Source organism: Amycolatopsis rhabdoformis (genome assembly GCF_035918295.1).
Lineage (GTDB): Bacteria > Actinomycetota > Actinomycetes > Mycobacteriales > Pseudonocardiaceae > Amycolatopsis > Amycolatopsis rhabdoformis.
The window spans coordinates 5,772,492-5,795,059 of the sequence record NZ_CP142149.1 but is presented as its reverse complement, the minus strand read 5'-3'; the positions used below and the strand labels follow the sequence as shown (position 1 = coordinate 5,795,059).

General features: G+C 73.4%; 3 protein-coding genes and 1 pseudogene. 2 read left to right on the top strand and 2 right to left on the bottom strand.

Going from position 1 to position 22,568, the window contains the following annotated elements:
• The first annotated feature begins 11 nt into the window (after nucleotides 1–11).
• Both VSH64_RS26515 and VSH64_RS26510 read left to right on the top strand, forming a co-directional pair.
• Entirely contained in the window at nucleotides 12–15,839 is a 15,828-nt protein-coding gene (locus VSH64_RS26515) for an SDR family NAD(P)-dependent oxidoreductase (RefSeq protein WP_407655561.1), read from the top strand.
• Nucleotides 15,840–15,847: 8 nt separating this feature from the next.
• Nucleotides 15,848–21,130 (top strand): annotated as a pseudogene (locus tag VSH64_RS26510) (type I polyketide synthase); the annotation flags it as partial.
• Nucleotides 21,131–21,300: 170 nt separating this feature from the next.
• Here VSH64_RS26510 and VSH64_RS26505 read toward each other — a convergent pair.
• Both VSH64_RS26505 and VSH64_RS26500 read right to left on the bottom strand, forming a co-directional pair.
• Complete coding sequence (locus VSH64_RS26505) at nucleotides 21,301–21,570, bottom strand: hypothetical protein (RefSeq protein WP_326565402.1); 270 nt, start codon at nucleotides 21,568–21,570, stop codon at nucleotides 21,301–21,303.
• A gap of 117 nt (nucleotides 21,571–21,687) precedes the next feature.
• A complete protein-coding gene (locus tag VSH64_RS26500) occupies nucleotides 21,688–22,467 on the bottom strand; it encodes a thioesterase II family protein (protein ID WP_326565401.1) in 780 nt (259 codons plus the stop codon).
• Nucleotides 22,468–22,568 lie beyond the last annotated feature (101 nt).

Sequence of the window (22,568 nt, the reverse complement as noted above, 5' to 3'; positions counted from 1 at the left end):
TTGCTACCGCGGTGGAGTGCGCTATGTCTGAGTGGGACAAGAATCCGGAATCCGGCTTCGCGGAGCGGCTGACGCAAGTGCCGCCGGGCGATCGGGCGGCGTTCGTCGCGGACGTGGTGCACGGCGCCACGCGGGCCGCGCTGCGGGCGGTGCTGCCGGAGGTGCCGGCCGTCCTCGACCCCGAGAAGGCGTTCTCCGACCACGGGTTCGACTCGCTGGCGGCGGTGGAGCTGCACGCGCAGCTCACCGACGCCACCGGGTTCGACCTGCCGGTGACGCTCGCGTTCGACCACCCGACGCCGGTCGCGGTCGCGCGGTTCCTGCTCGCGCGGGTGTTCGGCGAGGAGACCGTCGACAGTGGACTCATCGCCAGTGGCCGCGACGACGACGAGCCGGTGGCCATCGTCGGCATCGGCTGCCGTTATCCCGGTGGCGCCGCTTCGCCGGAGCAGCTGTGGCAGCTGGTCGCCGACGAGGTGCACACGATCAGCGGCTTCCCGACCGACCGCGGGTGGGACCTCGACAGCCTGTACGACCCTGACCCCGACCGGCCCGGCAGCAGCTACGTCGCGGCCGGGGGCTTCCTGCCCGACGCCGGCGAGTTCGACGCCGGCTTCTTCGGCATCGCGCCGCGCGAGGCCTCGGCGATGGACCCGCAGCAGCGGCTCGTGCTCGAGACCGCGTGGGAAGCGCTGGAGCGCGCGAAGATCGACCCGACCACGCTGCGCGGCACGCCCGCCGGCGTGTTCATCGGCGCCGAGGCCCAGGAGTACGGCCCGCGCCTGCACGAAGCTCCCGACGGCCTCGACGGGTACCTGCTCACCGGCAACGCGCCGAGCGTCGTCTCCGGCCGCGTCGCCTACTCGCTGGGCCTCGAAGGCCCCACGCTCACCGTCGACACCGCGTGCTCGGGTTCGCTGGTCGCGCTGCACCTCGCCGTGCAGGCCCTGCGCCGCGGCGAGACGCACCTCGCGCTCGCCGGCGGTGTCGCCGTGATGGGCGCGCCGGGCACGTTCACCGCCTTCAGCCGCCAGCGTGGTCTGGCCGAGGACGGGCGCTGCAAGGCGTTCGCCGCGGCGGCCGACGGCACCGGGTTCGCCGAGGGTGTCGGCGTGCTGGTGCTCGAACGGCTTTCCGACGCTGTGGCGAACGGGCACACCGTGCTCGCCGTGGTCCGCGGCTCGGCGATCAACTCCGACGGCGCGTCCAACGGGCTCACCGCGCCCAACGGCCCTTCACAGCAGCGCGTGATCACGCGCGCGCTCGCCGACGCCGGCCTCGCTCCGTCCGAAGTGGACGCGGTCGAGGCCCACGGCACCGGCACGCGGCTCGGCGACCCGATCGAGGCGCAGGCGCTGCTCGCCACCTACGGGCGCGACCGTGAGACGCCGCTGTGGCTGGGTTCGCTCAAGTCCAACATCGGCCACACGCAGGCCGCGGCGGGGGTCGCGGGCGTGATCAAGATGGTCGAGGCGATGCGCCGCGGTGTGCTGCCGAAGACGCTGCACGTCGACGCGCCGACCCCGCACGTCGACTGGACCGCGGGATCGGTCGAGCTGCTCACCGAGGCCCGCGAGTGGCCGTCGGTCGAGCGGCCGCGCCGGGCCGGCGTGTCGTCGTTCGGTGTGAGCGGCACCAACGCGCACGTGATCATCGAGCAGGCGCCCGCCGTCGAGGCCGAAGGTGAGCCGGCTGAGCTGCCGGTGGTGCCGCTGCTCGTGTCCGCTCGGGACGAGGAGGCGCTGCGCGCGCAGGCCGCGAAGCTGGCGTCCATTGTAGACACTGTGGACACCGTGGACCTCGCGAGCATCGGCTTCTCCCTCGCCACCACCCGCGCGGCTCACGACTTCCGCGCCGTGGTCGTCGCCGAGAACACCGCCGACGCTGTCCGGGGGCTCCAAGCGCTGGCTGCCGGTGAGCAGGACGCCGCCGTGGTCACCGGCGAGCGCACGCCCGGCAAGCTCGCGATGCTGTTCACCGGCCAGGGTTCGCAGCGGCTCGCCATGGGCCGTGAGCTCTACCTCGCCTACCCCGTGTTCGCCGAGGTCTTCGACGAGGCGCTCGACAACCTCGACGTGCAGATGGACCAGCCGCTGCGCGACGTGCTCTTCGGCGACGACCCGGAGGAGCTCAACCACACGCGGTACGCGCAGTGCGCCCTGTTCGCGGTGGAGGTCGCGCTCGCGCGGCTGCTCGAATCGTGGGGCGTGCGGCCGGACATCCTGCTCGGCCACTCGATCGGTGAGCTGGCGGCCGCACACCTCGCCGGCGTCTGGTCGCTGACCGACGCGTGCATGGTCGTGGCCGCGCGCGGCCGCCTGATGCAGGCGCTGCCCGAGGGCGGGGCGATGGTCGCGTTGGCCGCGACCGAGGACGAAGTGCAGCCGCTGCTCAACGACCGCGTGAGCATCGCCGCCGTCAACGGCCCGTCGTCCGTGGTCGTCTCCGGTGAGCGTGACGCCGTCGAGGACGTGGCCACCGTGTTCCGCTTGCAGGGCCGCAAGACGAGTGAGCTGCGCGTGTCGCACGCGTTCCACTCGCCGCTGATGGAGCCGATGCTGGCCGAGTTCCGCGAGATCCTCGAGGTCGTGGACTACGCGCCGCCGACGATCCCGGTGGTGTCCAACGTGACCGGCCGGCTCGCCACCGCGGAAGAACTGTGCTCGCCGGGCTACTGGCTCTGGCACGTGCGCCGCGCCGTGCGGTTCGCCGACGGGGTGTCGACGCTGGCCGAGGCCGGCGTCACGACCGCGATCGAGGTCGGCCCCGACGCCGTGCTCTCGGCGATGGCCGCCACCGGCCCGCACGCCGAGACGATCACCTTCACCGCCGCGCAGCGCCGCGACCACGCCGAGGTGACCACGCTGGCCGGCGCGCTCGGCAAGCTGCACACGCGCGGTGTGGCGGTGGACTGGCCGGCGTTCTTCGGCCCGGCCCGCCGGGTCGATCTGCCGACGTACGCCTTCCAGCGCAAGCACTTCTGGCTCACCGCCCCGGTTTCCCACGGCGACGCGGCCGACCTCGGCCAGCTCGCCTCGAGCCACCCGCTGCTGGCCGCCGAGATCGGCCTCGCGGGCGACGGGCTCGTGTTCACCGGTCGCGTCGGCCTGCGCACGCACGCGTGGCTGGCCGACCACACCATCGCGGGCACGGCGGTGCTGCCGGGTACGGCGTTCGTCGAGATGGCGCTGCACGCCGGTGAGCAGGCCGGTTGTGGTGTGCTCGACGAGCTGACGCTGCAGGCGCCGCTCGCGCTGCCGGAGACCGGTGGGGTCGCGCTGCAGGTGGTGGTGGGTCCGGAGGACGACGGCCGTCGCAGCATCGAGTTCCACTCCCGCGCCGACCACGACGCCGACGCCGCCTGGACGCGCCACGCCGTGGGCGTGCTCGCGACCGGTCCGGTCGTCGAGCCCGCTTCGCTGACCGAGTGGCCGCCTGCCGGCGCCGAGGTCGTCGCCACCCACGAGCTGTACGGCGAGCTGGCCGAGCAGGGTTACGGCTACGGGCCGCTGTTCCAGGGCCTGCGCACGGCGTGGCGCCGCGACGACGTGGTGTACGCCGAGGTCGCGCTGCCTGCCGAGACTGACACCGCGTTCGGGATCCACCCGGCGCTGCTCGACGCCGTGTTGCACGCCACCGACTTCGCGCCCGGTGAAGCGCGCGAGGCCGACGAGATCCGGCTGCCGTTCGCGTGGACCGGCGTGCGGCTGCACGCGTCGGGCGCCACCGAGGTGCGGGTGCGCATCACCTCCCCGGCCACCGGCGGGGTGACGCTGGAGATCACCGACCCGGCCGGTGCGCCGGTGCTGTCGGTCGAGTCGTTCCGCTCCCGCGCGGTCCGCGGCGCCGACCTCGGCACGCAGGCGCGCGATCTGCTCTACACCGTGGAATGGACGCCGGTCACCGCCGACGCCGAGCTGCCCGCCCTCGCCGCCCTCGGCTCGGTCGCCGGGTTCGACGTGCCGGTGGCCGACGCGCTGGTGTCGCTGGTCGACGTGCCGCCAGTGGTGCTGCTGCCGGTTTCCGTGCGCGGCAAGAACGTGGCCACCGCTGCCAAGCAGGCCACGCACCGCGTGCTCGCCGTGCTGCGGCAGTGGCTGGAGAACGAGCGGTACGAGTCGGCGCGCCTGGTCGTGCTGACCCGCGGTGAGCTGGCCGACTCCGCCGTGCGCGGCCTGGTGCGCTCGGCGCAGGCCGAGCACCCGGGCCGGGTCGTGCTGATCGAAGGCGCGGTCACGCCGGCCACGCTGGCCACCGCGCTCGGCTCGGGTGAGCCGGAGCTGCGCGTCGACGGGTCCGCGGTGCACGCGGCCCGCCTGGTGCGCCTCACCGCGGACGCCGAGCAGCCGGCCTGGCCGGCCGAGGGCACCGTGCTCATCACCGGGGGTACCGGTGGCCTGGGCGCGCAGGTCGCGCGCCACGTGGTGACCAACCACGGCGTGCGCAGCCTCCTGCTGGTCAGCCGTCGCGGTGCCGACGCGCCGGGTGCGGCCGAGCTGGTCGCGGACCTGACGGAGCTGGGCGCGAGCGTGACCGTGGCTGCGGCCGACGTGAGCAAGAAGCGTTCGCTGGCCGCCGCTCTGAAGAAGGCCGAGCACCCGCTGTCGGCTGTGGTGCACACCGCCGGTGTGCTGGACAACGCCATGATCGGCTCGCTGACCGAAGACCGGCTCGACGCCGTGCTGGCGCCGAAGGTCGACGCCGCCTGGCACCTGCACGAACTGGTCGGCGAGGTCGACGCGTTCGTGCTGTTCTCCTCCTCCGCGGGTCTCGCTGACGGCGCGGGCCAGGCGAACTACGCGGCCGGCAACACGTTCCTCGACGCGTTGGCCGAGCACCGCTGCACCGAAGGCAAGACGGCCACCTCGCTCGCGTGGGGTCTGTGGGACACCGAAGCCGGCATGGGTGCCACTTTGTCCGAAGTGGACCGCAGCCGCATCACCCGGCTCGGTCTCGCGCCGCTGACCGTCGCCGAAAGCCTGGCCGCACTCGACGCCGCGCTGGCGTCCGGCGCACCAGCCGTGGTGCCGACGCGCGTCGACCGGTCCGCGCTGCGGGCGCGGGGCGAAGACGTGCCGGCCGTGCTGCGCGGTCTCGCGCCGGCCGGTCGTCGCCGGGCCGCCGCCGCGGTCGCGACGGGGGAGCTCACGCCCGAGCAGCAGTTCGCGGGCCGCTTCGCGCACCTCGGTGAGGCCGACCGCGACCGCGCGGTGCTCGACTTGGTGCGCACGCACGTCGCGGCCGTGCTCGGCCACGACAGCGCCGAGGCCATCAACCCGGCCCGCCCGTTCGGCGAGATCGGGTTCGACTCGCTGGCCGCGGTGGAGCTGCGCAACATCCTCGACTCCGTCACCGGCATGCGGCTGCCCGCCACGCTCGTGTTCGACTACCCGACACCGCGCGCGCTGGCCGAGTACCTCGTGGGCCGGCTGGCGGGCCTCGCGCCGGCGCAGCCGATCGCGCCGGTGACCACGGCCGACCCGGAGGAACCGATCGCCATCGTCGGCATCGCCTGCCGGTATCCGGGTGGCGTGACCACGCCGGAAGACCTGTGGCGGCTGGTCGCCGAGGGCGAGGAGGCGCTCACCACGTTCCCGGCCGACCGCGGCTGGAACGTCGACGCGCTGTACGACCCCGAGCCCGGCAAGCCCGGCCACTCCTACGTGAAGCACGGCGCCTTCCTGCACGACGCCGCAGAGTTCGACGCCGACTTCTTCGAGATCAGCCCGCGTGAGGCCGCCGCCATGGACCCGCAGCAGCGGCTGCTGCTGGAGGTCTCGTGGGAGGCGTTCGAGCGCGCCGGCATCGACCCGGTTTCGTTGCGCGGCAGCGCCACCGGGGTGTTCGCCGGCGTGATGTACCACGACTGGGGCACCCGCCTCGGCACGGTCTCCGACGACATCGCCGGGTACCTCGGCAACGGCAGCCTCGCCAGCGTCGTCTCCGGCCGCGTGTCCTACGCGCTGGGCCTGGAAGGCCCGACGGTCACGGTCGACACCGCGTGCTCGTCGTCGCTGGTCGCGCTGCACTGGGCCGTGCAGGCGCTGCGTCGCGGCGAGTGCACGCTCGCCCTCGCCGGCGGTGTCACGGTGATGTCCACTCCGGACACCTTCGTCGACTTCTCCCGCCAGCGCGGCCTTTCTGCCGACGGCCGCTGCCGTTCGTTCGCCGACGCGGCCGACGGCACCGGCTGGGGCGAGGGCGCGGGCATGCTGCTCGTCGAGCGGCTGTCCGACGCGCGCCGCAACGGTCACCCGGTCCTCGCGCTGCTGCGCGGCTCCGCGGTGAATCACGACGGTGCGTCCAACGGCCTCACCGCGCCCAACGGTCCCTCGCAGCAGCGCGTGATCGCGAAGGCACTGGCCGACGCCGGTCTCGCACCGTCCGAAGTGGACGCGGTCGAGGGCCACGGCACGGGCACCACGTTGGGCGACCCGATCGAGGCCCAGGCACTGCTGGCGACGTACGGCCAGGAGCGCGAAGAGCCGCTGTGGCTCGGGTCGATCAAGTCCAACATCGGCCACACCCAGGCCGCGGCCGGCGTCGCGGGCATCATCAAGATGGTGATGGCCATGCGGCACGAACAGCTGCCGCGCACGCTGCACGTCGACCGGCCGTCCACGGTGGTCGACTGGGACGCCGGTGCGGTGCGGCTGCTCACGCAGCAGCAGGACTGGGCCGCGAGCGATCACCCGCGTCGTGCGGCCGTGTCGTCGTTCGGCATCAGCGGCACCAACGCCCACGTGATCCTGGAGCAGGCGCCCGAGGTCGAGGCGTCGCAGTCCGAAGAGACCCGGACCGTGGTGCCGATCGCGCTGTCGGGCCGCTCGGCCGCGGCGGTGCGGGGTCAGGCCGCGAGGCTGCGCGCCTGGCTGGCGGAGCAGGAGGACGTCGGTGTCGCCGAGGTCGCGCGTTCGGTCGCCGCGACGCGGGCTTCCCTGGAGCACCGCGCGGTGGTCGTCGCCGGGACCGTGGCCGAGCTGGCCGACGGGCTCGACGCCGTGGCCACCGGCGAGACCGCGGGCGACCAGGTCGTGGACGGGAAGCTCGCCTTCCTGTTCTCCGGCCAGGGCGCGCAGCGCGTGGGCATGGGCCGCGAGCTGGCCGACACCTACCCGGTGTTCGCCGAAGCGTTCGCGGAAGTCTGCGCGGCCATCGACCAGCACACCGAAGTGCCGCTGCGGGACGTCGTGTTCGGCACGACCGCGCTCGCCGATCGCGGACTTCTCGACCAGACGCAGTACACGCAGACCGGCCTCTTCGCCGTGGAGGTGGCGCTCTTCCGCCTCGCCGAGTCGTGGGGGATCGTGCCCGACGCGCTGGCCGGCCACTCGATCGGCGAGCTGGCCGCCGCGCACGTCGCCGGGGTGCTGTCACTCGACGACGCCGCGCAGCTGGTCGCCGCGCGCGGCCGTCTGATGGGCGCGCTGGCCGAGCAGCGGGGCGCGATGGTCGCGTTCGCCGCGCCGGAGGAGACCGTGCGCGGGCTCCTGACCGGCCACGACGACGTGAGCATCGCCGCCGTGAACGGGCCCGCCGCCGTGGTGGTCTCGGGTGACGCCGACATGGTCGCGGAGATCGAGCGCGCGGCCGGGGACATCCAGACGCGCCGGTTGCGCGTGAGCCACGCGTTCCACTCGCCGCTGATGGACCCGATGCTCGACGAGTTCGCCGCGATCGCCGCCGGTCTCACCTACGCGGCGCCGCGGATCCCGATCGTCTCCACCGTGACCGGCCGCCTGGCCACCGCCGAGGAGCTGCGTTCGTCCGAGTACTGGGTCACACACGTCCGCGAGACCGTGCGCTTCGGCGCGGCCGTCGAAGCGCTGGTGTCGAGCGGGGTGCGGACGTTCCTCGAGCTCGGGCCCGACAGTGTCTTGTCGGTGCTCGGCCCGCAGAACACCGACGAGGCCGCGTTCGTGCCGTTCGGCCGCCGGGGCCAGGACGAGGTTCGCACGGCGCTGGCCGCCGTCGGCCGCCTGCACGCCCGTGGCGCGGCCAAGCTCGGGCCGCTGCTCGGCGACGGCCCGGTCCGGCTCGACCTGCCGACGTATGCCTTCCAGCACAAGCGTTACTGGCTCGACGCCGCGCCGTCCGGTGACGTCACGGCCGTGGGCCAGCAGGCGCTGGCGCACCCGATGCTCGGTGCGGTCGTGCCGCTGTCCGGCTCGGACACCACGGTGCTCACCGGCCGGCTCTCGGCCGGATCGGTGCCGTGGCTGGCCGACCACGTGGTGAAGGGCGCGATCCTCGTGCCCGGCACCGGTCTGCTGGAGCTGGCCGTGACGGCCGGCGACCAGGTGGGCCACCCGGTGGTGGAGGAGCTGACGCTGCAGGCGCCGCTCGTCCTGCCGCCCGACGGCGCGGTGTCGCTGCAGGTCGTGGTCGGCCCCGCCGCCGACGACCGCCGCCCGGTGACGGTGTTCTCGCGCCCGGCCGACACCGACGGCGAGTGGACGCAGCACGCGCTCGGCACACTGTCGGCCGTCACGCGGCCCGAGCCCGCCGGGCTCACCGAGTGGCCGCCGCCGGGCGCGAGCGTGATCCCCGTCGAGGGTGCCTACGAGCTGCTCGCCGACCGCGGTTACGGTTACGGCCCGGCGTTCCAGGGCCTCAAGGCGGCGTGGCGCCGCGGCAACGAGGTGTTCGCCGAGGTCGCGCTGCCGGAACCGGCCGCCGCCACGGCCGGCGCCTACGGCTTGCACCCGGCACTGCTCGACACAGCCATGCACGCCGACCTGCTCGGCGACCCGAGCGGCTCGACGCTGCTGCCGTTCGTGTGGAACGGCGTGACGCTGCACGCGGTCGGCGCCGCCGTGCTGCGGGTGCGCATCGTGCGCCTCGACGGTGACGAGCTCTCGGCCATCGAGGTAGCCGACAGCGAAGGCCGCCCGGTCGCGTCGATCGAATCGCTCGTGTCGCGGCCCGTGCAGAAGGAGCTCTCGGCCGCACCGGACACAGTGGACGGTTCGCTGCTCAAGATCGCGTGGCAGCCGGTCACCGCGCCGGCTTCCGACATCAGTGTGGTGGCTGTGGGCCGCGGCCGGGTCGGCGTGGCCGCCACCTACGCCGGGTTCGCGGATCTGATCGGGGCCGTCGACCGCGGTGAGCCGGTGCCGGAGCTGGTGACCCTGTCGGTGCCCGAACGCGAAGGTACGGTGCCGGAGGTTTCGCGCGAGCACGCCGCCTGGCTGCTGGCCGAGATCCAGGCCTGGCTGACGGAATCACGGTTCGCGGGTACGAAGCTCGCGGTCGTCACGCACTCCGCGACGGCGGCCGGTGGGTCCACTGTGGACGTGACCGAAGGTGCGCTCTGGGGTCTGGCTCGGGGAGCCCAGGCCGAACACCCGGGCCGCGTCTTCCTCGTGGACGCCGACACCGCCACAACGCCGGCGGACATCGCCTCAGCGGTGGCCTCCGGCGAGCCGGAGTCCGCGGTGCGCGCCGGCGCGGTGCTCGTGCCGCGGTACACGCGGACCGAGACCACCGGGGTGTCGCCGTTCGGTGCGGGAACGGTGCTGGTCACCGGCGGTACCGGCGGGCTCGGCAGCCTGCTGGCGCGCTACCTCGTGGCCGAACACGGCGTGCGGGACCTGGTGCTCACGAGCCGCCGGGGCCTCGACGCGCCGGGTGCGGCGCAGCTGGCCGACGACCTCACCGACCTCGGTGCCACGGTCACGGTCGCGGCGTGCGACGTCGCCGACCGGGCCGCCGTGGCCGAACTGCTCGACGCGTTGCCGCGGCTGTCGGCCGTGGTCCACGCGGCGGGCACGGCCGACAGCGGCGTCTTCGACTCGCTCACCGCCGAGCAGCTGCACTCCGTGCTCAAGCCCAAGGTCGACGCCGCCTGGCACCTGCACGAGCTCACGGAGGACCGCGGGCTGTCCGCGTTCGTGCTGTTCTCCTCCGCCGGCGGCCAGGTGCTGCCCGCGGGCCAGGCGAACTACGCCGCCGCCAATGCGTTCCTCGACGGTCTCGCCCAGTTCCGCCGGGCGACGGGCCGGCCCGCCACCGCGCTGGCGTGGGGCCTGTGGGCCGAGAACACCGGGCTCGGTGGCGAGCTCGCCGAGGCCGACCTCGCCCGCATGGCTCGCCTCGGCCTGCCGGCGGTCACCGCCGAGCAGGGCCTCGCGCTGTTCGACGCCGCGGTGGCCACGGAAGACGCCGTGGTGGCGCCGCTGCGCGTGGACATTGCGGCTCTGAAGGCCCGCGCGGACGAGCTGCCGGCTCTCCTGCGTGGCTTCGTGCCGCCGAAGGCCCGGCGCGTGGCGAAGGCCAAGGCCGCGAGCGCGGACAACGCGCTGGCCAACGAGCTGGCCGCCCTCGTCGAGAGCGAGCGCGACCGCGTGCTGCTGGACCTCGTGCGCACGCAGGTGGCTACCGTGCTCGGCTACGCGGACAAGTCCGAAGTGGACGGCACGCGAGCGTTCAAGGAACTCGGGTTCGACTCCCTGGCCGCCGTCGAGCTGCGCAACCTGCTCGGCACCGCCACGGGTCTGTCGTTGCCGGCGACGCTCATCTTCGACCACCCGACCGCCAAGGCCGTCGCCGATTTCGTGAAGGGCAAGCTGCTCGGCGCCGCCACGAAGACCCCCGCGACGACGACCCGGACCAACGCGTCCATGCAGGAACCCATCGCCATCGTCGGCATGGCGTGCCGTTACCCCGGTGGCGTGCGCTCGCCGGAGGACCTCTGGCGGCTGCTCGTGGACGAGGTCGACGCCGTCAGCGGCTTCCCGACCAACCGCGGCTGGGACACCGAGGGCATCTACGACCCCGAACGCGGCAAGCGCGGCAAGACGTATGCCAACCAGGGTGGTTTCCTGCACGACGCCGCCGAGTTCGACCCGGCGTTCTTCGGCATCGGCCCGCGTGAGGCCATGGCGATGGACCCGCAGCAGCGCCTGCTGCTGGAAGCGGCGTGGGAGGCCATCGAACGCGCCGGCATCGACCCGACGTCGTTGCGCGGCAGCCTGACCGGCGTGTTCACCGGCGCCATGTACGACGACTACGGCTCCCGCGCCCCCGGTGCGCCCGCCGACGTCGCCGCCTACATCCCCAACGGCAGCTCCGGCGCGGTCGTCTCCGGCCGCATCTCCTACCTGCTCGGCCTCGAAGGCCCGTGCATGACCGTGGACACGGCGTGCTCGTCTTCGCTGGTCACGCTGCACCTCGCGGTGCAGGCGCTGCGGGCCGGGGAGTGCGGGCTGGCCCTGGCCGGCGGGGTCACGGTGCTCTCGCAGTCGGACCTGTTCGTGGACTCCAGCCGCCAGGGCGTGCTTTCGCCCAACGGCCGCTCGAAGTCGTTCTCGGCCGCCTCCGACGGCGTCGGCTGGGCCGAGGGCGCGGGCCTGCTGCTGCTGGAACGCCTGTCCGACGCCCAGCGCAACGGCCACGAGGTGCTCGCCGTGGTCCGCTCGAGCGCGGTGAACCAGGACGGCGCGTCCAACGGCCTCACCGCCCCGAACGGTCCCTCACAGGAACGCGTGATCCACGCGGCGCTCGCCGCCGGTGGCCTGCGACCGTCCGAAGTGGACGCCGTGGAGGCGCACGGTTCGGGCACGAAGCTCGGCGACCCGATCGAGGCGCAGGCGCTGCTGGCCACCTACGGCCAGGACCGGCCCGAGGGGCAGCCGCTGTACCTGGGTTCGGTGAAGTCGAACATCGGCCACGCGCAGGCCTCCGGTGGTGCGGCCGGCGTGATGAAGGTCGTGCAGGCGCTGCGGCACAACCTGTTGCCGAAGACCATGCACGTCGACGCGCCGTCGCCGGTCGTCGACTGGACGACCGGGGACATCGAGCTGCTGACCGAGGCCCGGCCGTGGCTCCCGAACGGGCGTCCGCGCCGTGCGGGGGTCTCGTCCTTCGGCATCAGCGGCACCAACGCGCACATCATCATCGAGGAGGCGCCGCCGTCCACGGTGGAGGCGCCGCGGGCCAGTGCTCCCGCGTTGCCGGTGGTGCCGCTGGCGCTCGCGGGTTCGGTGGGCCAGGCGCTGGCCGACCAGGCCGCGCGGCTCGCCGAGCACCTGCGGGCGAACCCGGAGCTGGACCTGACCGACGTCGGTTACTCGCTGGCCACCGGCCGCGCGGCGCTCGACCACCGCGCGGTGGTGCTGGCTGCTGACCGTGAGGCCGCGCTGAAGGCGCTCGACGGACTCGCCACCGGCGGGACCCCGGCGGGCACCGTGACCGGCACGATCAGCGCGGCCGACCTGACCGCGTTCCTGTTCACCGGTCAGGGCGCGCAGCAGCCGGGTATGGGCCGCGAGCTCTACGAAGCGTTCCCGGTCTTCGCCGGCGCGTTCGACGAGATCTGCGGTCTCTTCGCCACGGAGGTGCCGCTAAAGCAGGTGATCTGGGCGGAGAAGGGCTCGCCCGACGGTGCGCTGCTCAACCAGACCGCCTACACGCAGTGCGCGCTGTTCGCGATCGAGGTCGCGCTCTTCCGCCTGGTCGAGTCGTGGGGTGTCACGCCCGACTTCGTGGCCGGACACTCGATCGGCGAGCTGGCCGCGGCCCACGCGGCCGGGGTGCTGTCGCTGGCCGACGCGTGCACGCTCGTCGCCGCTCGTGGCCGCCTGATGCAGGCGCTGCCGAGCGGAGGCGCGATGGCCGCGATCGCCGCCACGGAGGAGGAAGTGCGAGCCGCGCTGCCGTCCGGGGTGGACGTCGCGGCGGTCAACGGGCCGCGCTCGGTCGTGATCTCCGGGCCGGAGACTTCGGTGCAGGCGGCCATGACCGGGTTCGCGGACGCAGGACGCCGCACGAAGCAGCTGGTCGTGTCGCACGCGTTCCACTCGGCGCTGATGGAGCCCATGCTGGCCGAGTTCCGCGCGGTCGCGCAGGGACTCAGCTACTCCGCGCCGGCGATTCCGGTGGTCTCCAACGTGACCGGCACGATCGCCACTGCCGCTGAGCTGTGCTCGCCCGAGTACTGGGTGGGCCACGTGCGGGAGGCCGTGCGGTTCGCCGACGGTGTCACCACGTTGCTGGGCGCCGGCGTGACGCGGTTCGTGGAACTGGGGCCGGACGCGGTGCTCACGGGCATGGCCCGCGAGAGCGACACCGCGGCCGCCGAACGGCCCGACCGCGTGGTGCAGGTGCCGGCCCTGCGGCGTGGCCGCGACGAGGTGACCACGCTGTTCACCGCGCTCGGCACGCTGTTCTCGCGCGGCGCGACCCTCGACTGGCGGGCGCTGTTCGCCGGCCGCGGTGCGTCCACTGTGGACCTGCCGACGTATGCGTTCCAGAACAAGTCGTACTGGCTCGACGCGACCAAGGGCAGCGGTGACGTCGGATCGCTGGGCGCGAAGTCGGCGAAGCACCCGCTGCTGGGTGCGCTGGTCGAGCTGCCGGACGGCGGTGCGGTCCTCACCGGCCGTCTGTCCACCGCGACGCAGCCGTGGCTGGCCGACCACGTGGTGATGGGCCGCACGATGCTGCCCGGCACCGCGTACGTCGAGCTGGCCGCGCACGCCGGTAACCAGGTCGGCGCGGGCGTGCTGGAAGAGCTGACCCAGCAGGCACCGCTGCTGCTGCCCGAGGACGGCGTGGACCTGCGCGTGGTCGTCGGGGCGCCGGACACGAGTGGCCGCCGGGAGTTCTCGGTGCACTCGCGGGCCGAAGAACGCGGCGCCTGGACCCAGCACGCGGCCGGCACGCTCACCACCACGACCCCGGCCGTGGCGTTCGATCTGGCGGCCTGGCCGCCGGCCGGCGCCGAGGCCGTGGACCTGACCGGGCTGTACGACGACCTCGCGGGCCTGGGCTTCGGGTACGGCCCGACGTTCCGGAACCTGCGCGCGGTCTGGCTGCACGAAGGGGAGGTGTACGCCGAGGTCGCGCTGCCCGAGGGCACGGCGGCCGGTGAGTTCGGCCTGCACCCGGGGCTGCTCGACTCCGCGCTCGGCGCCACGGACTTCCTCGTGAAGGGCGGTCCGAAGGCGCTGACCGAGACCACGATCCCGTTCGCGTGGAACACGGTGTCGCTCTTCGCGGCCGGGGCCACGGCGCTGCGGGTGCGGGTGCGCAAGACCGAGAGCGGCGCGGAGCTGGCGCTCGCCGACACGGCCGGTGCGCCGGTCGCGTGGATCGAGTCGCTGGTCACGCGGCCGGTGTCGGAGAGCCAGCTCGGCGCGAAGGTGCCGGACTCGCTCTACCGCGTCGACTGGCAGCCCGCCTCAGGGGTACGGCTGGCGCCGTCGATCGACGGCTGGGCCGTGCTCGGGGCCGACGACCTCGGTCTCGGGTTGCCGGTGCACGCCGAGCCGGTGGCGGCCGACGTGCTGGTACTGCCCGTCTCGACCGAGGACGGCGACGTGCCGGCCCGCGTCCACGCGACCGTGCAGAAAACGTTGGCGCTGCTGCAGAACTGGCTCGGCTCGTTCGACGACGGCAAGCTCCTGGTGGTCACCCGCGGTGCGGTCGTGGCCGACACGCCGGACCTGGCGCAGGCGCCGGTGTGGGGCCTGGTGCGGGCCGCGCAGGCGGAGAACCCTGGCCGGATCCAGCTGGTCGACGTCGACGGCAAGGCCGAGTCGGCACAGGCACTGCCGGCGGTGGCGGCTTCGGGTGAGCCCGAGGCGGTCGTCCGGGCCGGTGAGGTGCGCGTGCCGCGGCTGGCCCGCGTGACGGAGGTCGGCGAACCGATCGAGTGGACTCCGGACGGCACGGTGCTCATCACCGGTGGCGCCGGCCTGCTCGGGAGCCTGCTGGCCCGGCACCTGGTCGCTCGTGGTGCCCGGGACCTCGTGCTCACGAGCCGCCGCGGCCTCGACGCGCCGGGTGCTCGGGAGCTGGTCGACGAGCTCGCCGGACAAGGCGCGAAGGTGACCGTGGCCGCGTGCGACGTCACCGACCGCGGCGAACTCGCGGGGCTGCTCGACATGTTGCCGCGGCTCACCGCCGTGGTGCACGCGGCCGGGCAGATGGACAGCGCGGTGTTCGGCGCACTCACTCCGGAGCAGGTCGAGACCGTGCTGCGGCCGAAGGTCGACGCGGCCTGGAATCTGCACGAGCTCACCGCGTCACGAAAGCTGAGCGCGTTCGTCCTCTACTCGTCGGCAGGCGGCCTGTTGCTCGCCGCGGGGCAGGCCAACTACGCGTCGGGCAACGTGTTCCTCGACGCGCTGGCCGAGCACCGGGCGGCACAGGGCCTGCCGGCGACTTCACTGGCCTGGGGTCCGTGGGAAGGGACCGACGGCGAGGTCGACCTGGCGCACATCGCCCGGTACGGCGTCGCGGAACTGACCGCGGAAGCCGGGCTCGCGTTGTTCGACGCGGCGCTCGCGGCCCGGTTGCCGGCCCTGGTGCCGGTGGAGCTGGCCGACCTCAAGGCCGCCGACCGCGTGGCACCGCTGCTGCGGGGCCTGGTCGGCGCGCCGACCAGGCGCACGGCGACGGCCGCGGTCACTGCCGCGCCTGAAGCCGGTTTCTCGGACCAGGTCGCCGCGCTGCCGGCGGCCGAGCGGGAAACGGCGGCGCTGCAGCTGGTGTGCGAGCACGCGGCGGCGGTGCTGGGTTACGACGACGCTTCGGCGGTCGGCCTGGAGAAGGGCTTCACCGACCTCGGCATCGACTCGCTGGCTGCGCTGGAGCTGCGCAACCGGCTCGGCGCGGCCACCGGGCTGCGGCTGCCGGCGACGCTGATCTTCGACTACCCGAGCCCGTTGCCGCTGGCCCGCCACCTGCTGGCGGAGCTGCTGCCGGAGACCGAAGAGACCGTGGTCGAGGAAAACGACGAAGCCGCGGCGTCCGTCGCGGCGATGGACCTGGCCGACCTGGTCCGCTCCGCCATGGGCGGCGACCAGACCGACGAACGAGGTGAGTCCCGGTGACCCAGACACCGTCGACCGAGCAGATCGTCGCCGCGCTGCGGCAGTCCCTCACGGACAACGAACGGCTCAAGGCGGACAACAAGAAGCTCAACGACCGCCTGTCCGAGCCGATCGCGATCATCGGCATGGGCTGCCGCTACCCCGGCGGCGTCACGACCCCCGGTGAGCTCTGGCAGCTCGTCGCGGGGGGCGTGGACGCCATCGGCGAGTTCCCGGCCGACCGCGGCTGGGACACCGCGGCGCTGTTCGATCCCACCGGTGCCCGGCCGGGCACCACGTACTCGAACGAAGGCGGCTTCCTCCACGGTGCCGCCGACTTCGAGCCCGAGTTCTTCGGGATCTCGCCGCGCGAGGCGCTCACGCTCGACCCGCAGCAGCGCGTGCTGCTGGAAACGGCGTGGGAAGCAGTGGAACGCGCCGGGATCGTGCCGGCGACGTTGCGCGGCTCGAGCACCGGCGTGTTCACCGGCGTGATGTACCACGACTACGGCGCGGGCAGCAGCGACGGCAGCCTGATCTCTGGGCGCGTCTCGTACACGCTCGGGCTGGAGGGTCCGTCGGTGTCGGTGGACACGGCGTGCTCGTCTTCGCTCGTCGCGATGCACCTCGCGGCGCAGGCGCTGCGGCGGGGCGAATGCTCACTGGCGCTGGCCGGCGGCGTGACGGTGATGGTGACGCCGGACATGTTCGTGTACTTCAGCGAGCAGCACGGGCTCTCGTCCGACGGGCGCTGCAAGGCGTTCGGCGCCGGTGCCGACGGCGTCGGCTGCTCGGAAGGCGCCGGCATGCTCCTGCTGGAACGGCTTTCGGACGCCCGGCGCAACGGGCACCATGTGCTCGCCGTGCTCCGCGGATCCGCGGTGAACTCCGACGGCGCCTCCAGCGGCATCACGGTGCCCAACGGGCCGGCGCAGCAGCGCGTGATCCGGGCGGCGCTGGCCGACGGCGGACTCGAACTGTCCGATGTGGACTTCGTCGAGGCGCACGGCACCGGCACCAGACTCGGTGACCCGATCGAAGCGCAGGCGCTCATCGCGACCTACGGCAAGGTGACCACGCCCGAGCGGCCGCTGTACGTCGGGTCGTTCAAGTCGAACGTGGGGCACACGCAGGCCGCCGCCGGCGTCGGTGGCGTGATCAAGGTCGTCGAGGCGCTGCGGCGCGGGGTGCTGCCGAGAACGCTGCACGCCGAGGAGCCGTCGCCGCACGTCGACTGGTCCGACGGCACGGTCGCTTTGCTCGCCGACGAACGCGCGTGGCCGGAGACCGGCCGGGCGCGGCGCGCCGCGGTGTCGTCGTTCGGCATCAGCGGGACCAACGCGCACGTGATCGTGGAGCAGGGTGATCCGGTGGCCGAGCCGTCGGCCGGCTCCGCGCCGGTCACCTGGCTGTTCTCGGCGCCGACGGCGGACGCGCTCCCGGCACAGGCCGGGCAGTTCGCGCAAGCCGAGGGTTCGGCGGCGGACGTCGGGCTGTCGCTCGTGACCACGCGGACGTTGACCGAGCACCGTGCTGGTGTGGTGGCGGCCGATCGCGAAGCCGCGGTGCGGGCGTTGACGGAGTACGCCGCCGGTCGTGTGTCGGCCGGTGTGGTGACGGGTGTCGCGGTGCCGGGGAGGACGGCGTTCCTCTTCACCGGGCAAGGGGCGCAGCGGGCCGGGATGGGGCTGGAATTGGCCGCGCAGCATCCGGCGTTCGCCGCGGCCCTGGACGAGGTGGCGGCGGAGCTGGATCCGCACCTGGACACGCCCGTGCGTGCGCTGCTGGCCGACGCCGAGAAGCTCGACGAGACCGGGTACACGCAGCCGGCGTTGTTCGCGGTCGAGGTCGCGGTGTTCCGGCTGCTCCAGGCGTGGGGCGTGCGGCCGGACCGGCTGATCGGGCACTCGATCGGTGAGCTGGCCGCGGCCCACTGCGCCGGCGTCTTTTCTCTGACCGACGCGTGTGCTCTGGTGGCCGCGCGGGCGCGGCTGATGCAGGCGCTGCCGCGTGGAGGCGCGATGGTCGCGGTGCAGGCGCCGGAGGCCGAGATCCTTCCGCTGCTGACCGACGGTGTCGGGATCGCCGCGGTGAACGGGCCGGAGTCGGTGGTGCTGTCCGGCACCGAGGACGCGGTGCTCGCCGTGGCGGAGAAGTTCGCGCGGACCTCGCGGCTGCGGGTCTCGCACGCGTTCCACTCGGCGCTGATGGAGCCGATGCTCGCGGAGTTCGGTGCGGTGGCGGCGAAGGTGCGGTACTCGGCGCCGACGATCCCGGTCATCTCCACGGCCGGTGGTGATCTGTCCACCGCGGACTACTGGGTCCGGCAGGTGCGGGAAGCTGTGCGGTTCGCCGACGCGGTGCATGCGGCGCTGGCCGACGGGGTCACCACGTTCGTCGAGGTCGGGCCGAGCGCGGTGCTGACCGCGATGGGTCAGAGCTGCCTCGACGGCGAGCGCGCGACGTTCGTGCCGGTACTGCGCAAGGACCGGCCGGAGGCCGAGAGCGCGGCCACGGCGGTGGCCACCCTGTTCACCGTCGGCGCCGAAGTCGACTTCGAGGCGTTCTTCGCCGGCGCGCACCGGGTCGAGCTGCCGACGTATGCGTTCCAGCGCAAGCGCTACTGGCTCGAGAACCCGACCGGCGCGCGGGTGCGCGGGGTGGCCGAGGTTGGCCAGCGGGAAGCCGGGCACCCGTTGCTGGGTGCGGTGGTCGTCGCGGCCGACTCCGGCGGCGTGGTGCTCACCGGCAGGCTGTCGCTGAGCGCGCAGCCGTGGCTGGCCGACCACGCGGTGCAGGGCGCCGCGCTGTTCCCGGGCACGGCGTTCGTCGAGCTGGCCGTGCGAGCCGGCGACGAGGTCGGCTGCGCGCGGCTGGACGAGCTCACGTTGGCCGCGCCGCTGATCCTGCCCGCCGACGGCTCGGTGCGACTGCAGGTCACGGTCGGGGCGGAAGTCGAGGACGGCACGCGGTCGCTGGGCATCTACTCGCAGGCTGACGACGACTGGGTGCAGCACGGCAGCGGACGGCTTTCCTCCACTGTGGACGTGCCCGTAGCTGCGGCCGAGTGGCCGCCCGCCGGTGCCGTGGAGATCGACGTGACCGGCCGCTACGACGACCTCGCGGCCCAAGGGTTCGACTACGGCCCGGTGTTCGCCGGGCTGCAGCGCGTCTGGTCGGTCGGCGATCGGCTGGCGGCCGAGGTGGCCGTGCCCGAGCAGGCGAACGCCGAGGCGTTCGGCCTGCACCCGGCGTTGCTCGACGCCGCGCTGCACACGATCGGGCTGGCCGGGCCGACCGAGGACAAGCCGGTGCTGCCGTTCGCGTGGTCCGGGGTGTCGCTGCACGCCGGTGGCGCGTCGAGCCTTCGGGTGCTGATCTCGTCGGAAGTGGAGAACACGGTGTCGCTCACGGCGACCGACCCGAGCGGCGCGCCGGTGCTGAGCGTCGAGGCGCTGGCGCTGCGGCCGATCGCGGACGACGCGTTCGCGCCGGCCGAGCGCTCGGCGGTGGACGATTCGCTGTTCCGTGTGGACTGGCCGGTGTGGTCGGGCGAACCGGCGTCGGCCGTCACGTCGGCAGTGCTCGGTGCCGACGTGTTCGGACTCGGCGGGGAGCCCTTCGCCGACCTCGACGCGCTGGTCACCGGGATCCGCGGCGGTGCCGCGGTGCCGGACGTGGTGTTCGTGCCGTTCGCGGCACCCGAGCAGGCCACGCCCGAGCAGGCCCGAGCGGCGGCCAACCGGCTGCTCGCGCTCGGCCAGGCGTGGGTCGGGGAAGACGTGCTGGCGGCGTCGCGATTGGTCGTCGTGGCTCGGCGGGCCATCGGCACGCGGCCGGACGAGGGCGTGCTCGACCTGACCCACGCGGCCCTGTGGGGTGTCGTGCGGACGGCGCAGCTGGAGTACCCGGACCGGTTCATGGTCGTGGACCTCGACGACGGCCCGGTGCCGCTGCCCGGGATCCTCGGCGCGATGTACGCGGACGAGCCCGGGGTCGCCGTGCGCGACGGCCAGGTGCTCACCCACCGGCTCGCGAAGTACGTGCCGGCCGCGGAGCCGGTGAAGCTGACCGGAACGGTGCTGGTCACCGGCGCGACCGGCGTGCTCGGCAAGCTCATCGCCCGGCACCTGGTCACGGAGTACGGCGTGCGGAGCCTCTTGCTCACCAGCCGGCGCGGCCTCGACGCACCGGGGGCGCGCGAGTTCGTGGCTTCGCTGGAGGAACTCGGGGCGTCGGTGTCGTTGGTGGCCGGTGATCTGGCTTCGCGGGCCGCGGTGGTTTCGTTGCTGGACGGCGTTTCGCTGTCCGCCGTGATCCACACGGCGGGGGTGGTGGACGACGGCGTGCTGCTGTCGCTGACGCCGGAACGGATGGACGCGGTGCTGCGGCCGAAGGTCGACGCCGCGTGGCACCTGTCGGAGCTGACCGCGTCGATGGATCTGGCGGCGTTCGTGCTGTTCTCTTCGGCCGGTGGCACGCTCGGTGCGGCCGGGCAGGCGAACTACTCGGCGGCGAACGTGTTCCTGGATGCCCTGGCGCAGCACCGCGTCGCGGCCGGACTGCCGGGTGTTTCGCTGGCCTGGGGCCTGTGGTCCGAGGGCGGGATGTCCGGTGAGCTCGGCGACACCGACCTCATCCGCATGGCCCGCTCCGGCGTGTTCGGACTGTCCTTCGCGGACGGCCTCGAACTGTTCGACGCAGTGTTCGGCACCGCGGAGCCGGCGCTCGTGCCGGTGCGGCTGGACCTGTCCGGGCTGCGGGCCGACGCGCACAGCGTGCCGGCGATGCTGCGTGGGCTGGTGAAACGGTCTTCGCGGCGCCGCGTCGAAGCGGTGGACGACTCGTGGGGCCGGATCGGGGCGCTGCCGGCGGCGGAGCGGCCTCGAGCCGTGGCGGAGCTGGTGTGCGGCACGGCCGCGGTCGTGCTGGGCCACGACAACGCCTCGGCGGTGGACCCGCGCAAGGGCTTCATCGAGCTGGGGTTCGACTCGCTCACGGCGATCGAGCTGCGCAACCGGCTCGACGGAGTGACCGGGCTCCGGCTGCCGGCCACGTTGATCTTCGACTACCCGTCGGTCGAGGTGCTGGCCGAGTTCCTGGTCGGCTCGGTGGCCGACGGACCGTCGGACGTCGAGGTGCGCGTGGACGAGCTGGTGACGGCGATCAGGGCCGCCGACCTCGACGTGCGGAGCAAGGTTCTCGAGCGGCTCAAGAGCGTGGTCGGCGAGTTCGCCACCGACGCCGAGGTAGAGGAAGCCAGCGCGGACGAGCTGTTCGCGCTCCTGGACGAGGAACTCGGCGCGCACTAGCGGGCCACGAAAACCGGGCCGTCCACAGTGGAGACTGTGGACGGCCCGTTTCGTGTGTCCGGGGAGCGGAACCGCGGGGGTTCGACGCTCGGGGGAGAGGGACGCGGATCGCGAACCTGGAGCCGTGGTGCCCCAGGGCGTTCTGAACGCGTCGGTGCGGCGGGGGTGGATCAGGCCTCGGTGAGCAGGCCCAGGGAGCACAGCGAGCCGGCCAGCGCGATGATGTCGTAGCGCGTGTCCTCCTCGTCGGTGCCCCACAGGGCGGCCAGCACGGCCGCGGCGCGGTCGACGTCACCGTTCTGCTGCTTGAGCGCGATCCACATGGCCGCGGCGACCGGCTCGCACTCGACGTGGCGGCGGGTGGCGCGGCAGGTGAGCTCGAGGTGGCCGTTGGGGAGCATCCGCTGGGTCACGCCGGGAGCGGTCTGGATGGCCATCATGACTACCTCCGTGGGAAGTGGTTCCGGGTGTTTCCTTGATGTACTTAAGTTTCGCGGAACCGGGCTCCCGGGACCATAGGGTGGACTCCTGAACCTGGCCTGGGGGTTTCCCCACCCCTACCCTGACCCCGGGTCCGGGGTTGCGCCCCAGCGCGCCAGGGTCGCGGTGACCGTGCGGAGAACGGCGTCGAGCTGGTCGTTCAGGTAGAAGTGCCCGCCGGGGAACACGGCGACGTCGCAGGTCCCGGCGGTGTGGACGCGCCAGGCGTCGGCCTCGGCGAGGTCGGTCACGGGGTCGGTGTCGCCGACCAGCACCTGGATCGGACAGCGCAGCTCGGCCCCGGGGTCGTGGCGGTAGGTCTCCACCGCGGTGTAGTCGCCGCGGACCGCGGGCAGCACCATGCGCAGCAGCTCGTCGTCGCCGAGCACGGCCGTGTCGGTGCCGCTCAGCTCCTTCAACGCCGCGATCAGGCCGTCGTCGTCCCGCTGGTGCACGTACTCGATGCGCTGGGCCGACGGCGCGCGGCAGGCCGAAGCGAACAGGCCGATCAGCTCCGCGCCACGGGCTTCGAGCCGGCGCGCGACCTCGTAGCCGAGTGTGGCGCCCATGCTGTGCCCGAACAACGCCACCGGCCGGTCGAACCACGGCCGGAGGTCTTCGGCGAGCGCGTCGGCCATGGCGCCGAGGTCGTCGAAACAACGCTCGCCCCGGCGGTCCTGCCGGCCCGGGTACTGCACGGCGACGACGTCAACCGGCAGTCCGATCGCGCCGGCGGCGCGGGAGCACGGGAAGTAGGCGGTGGCGGAGCCGCCGGCGTGCGGCAGGCACACCAGGCGCACGCGCGCGTCGTCGGTCGGGTGGAAGCGCCGGACCCACCGGCTCGTTCTTTCGTTCACGGCAGTCACAGTTCAGGAAGTGTTCGGGCCTTCTCCCCGCCGGACAACCCCTACCGCCCGGGGAGTGGTTGCGGCACAAGAAAAACTCGCAGCAACGGAAC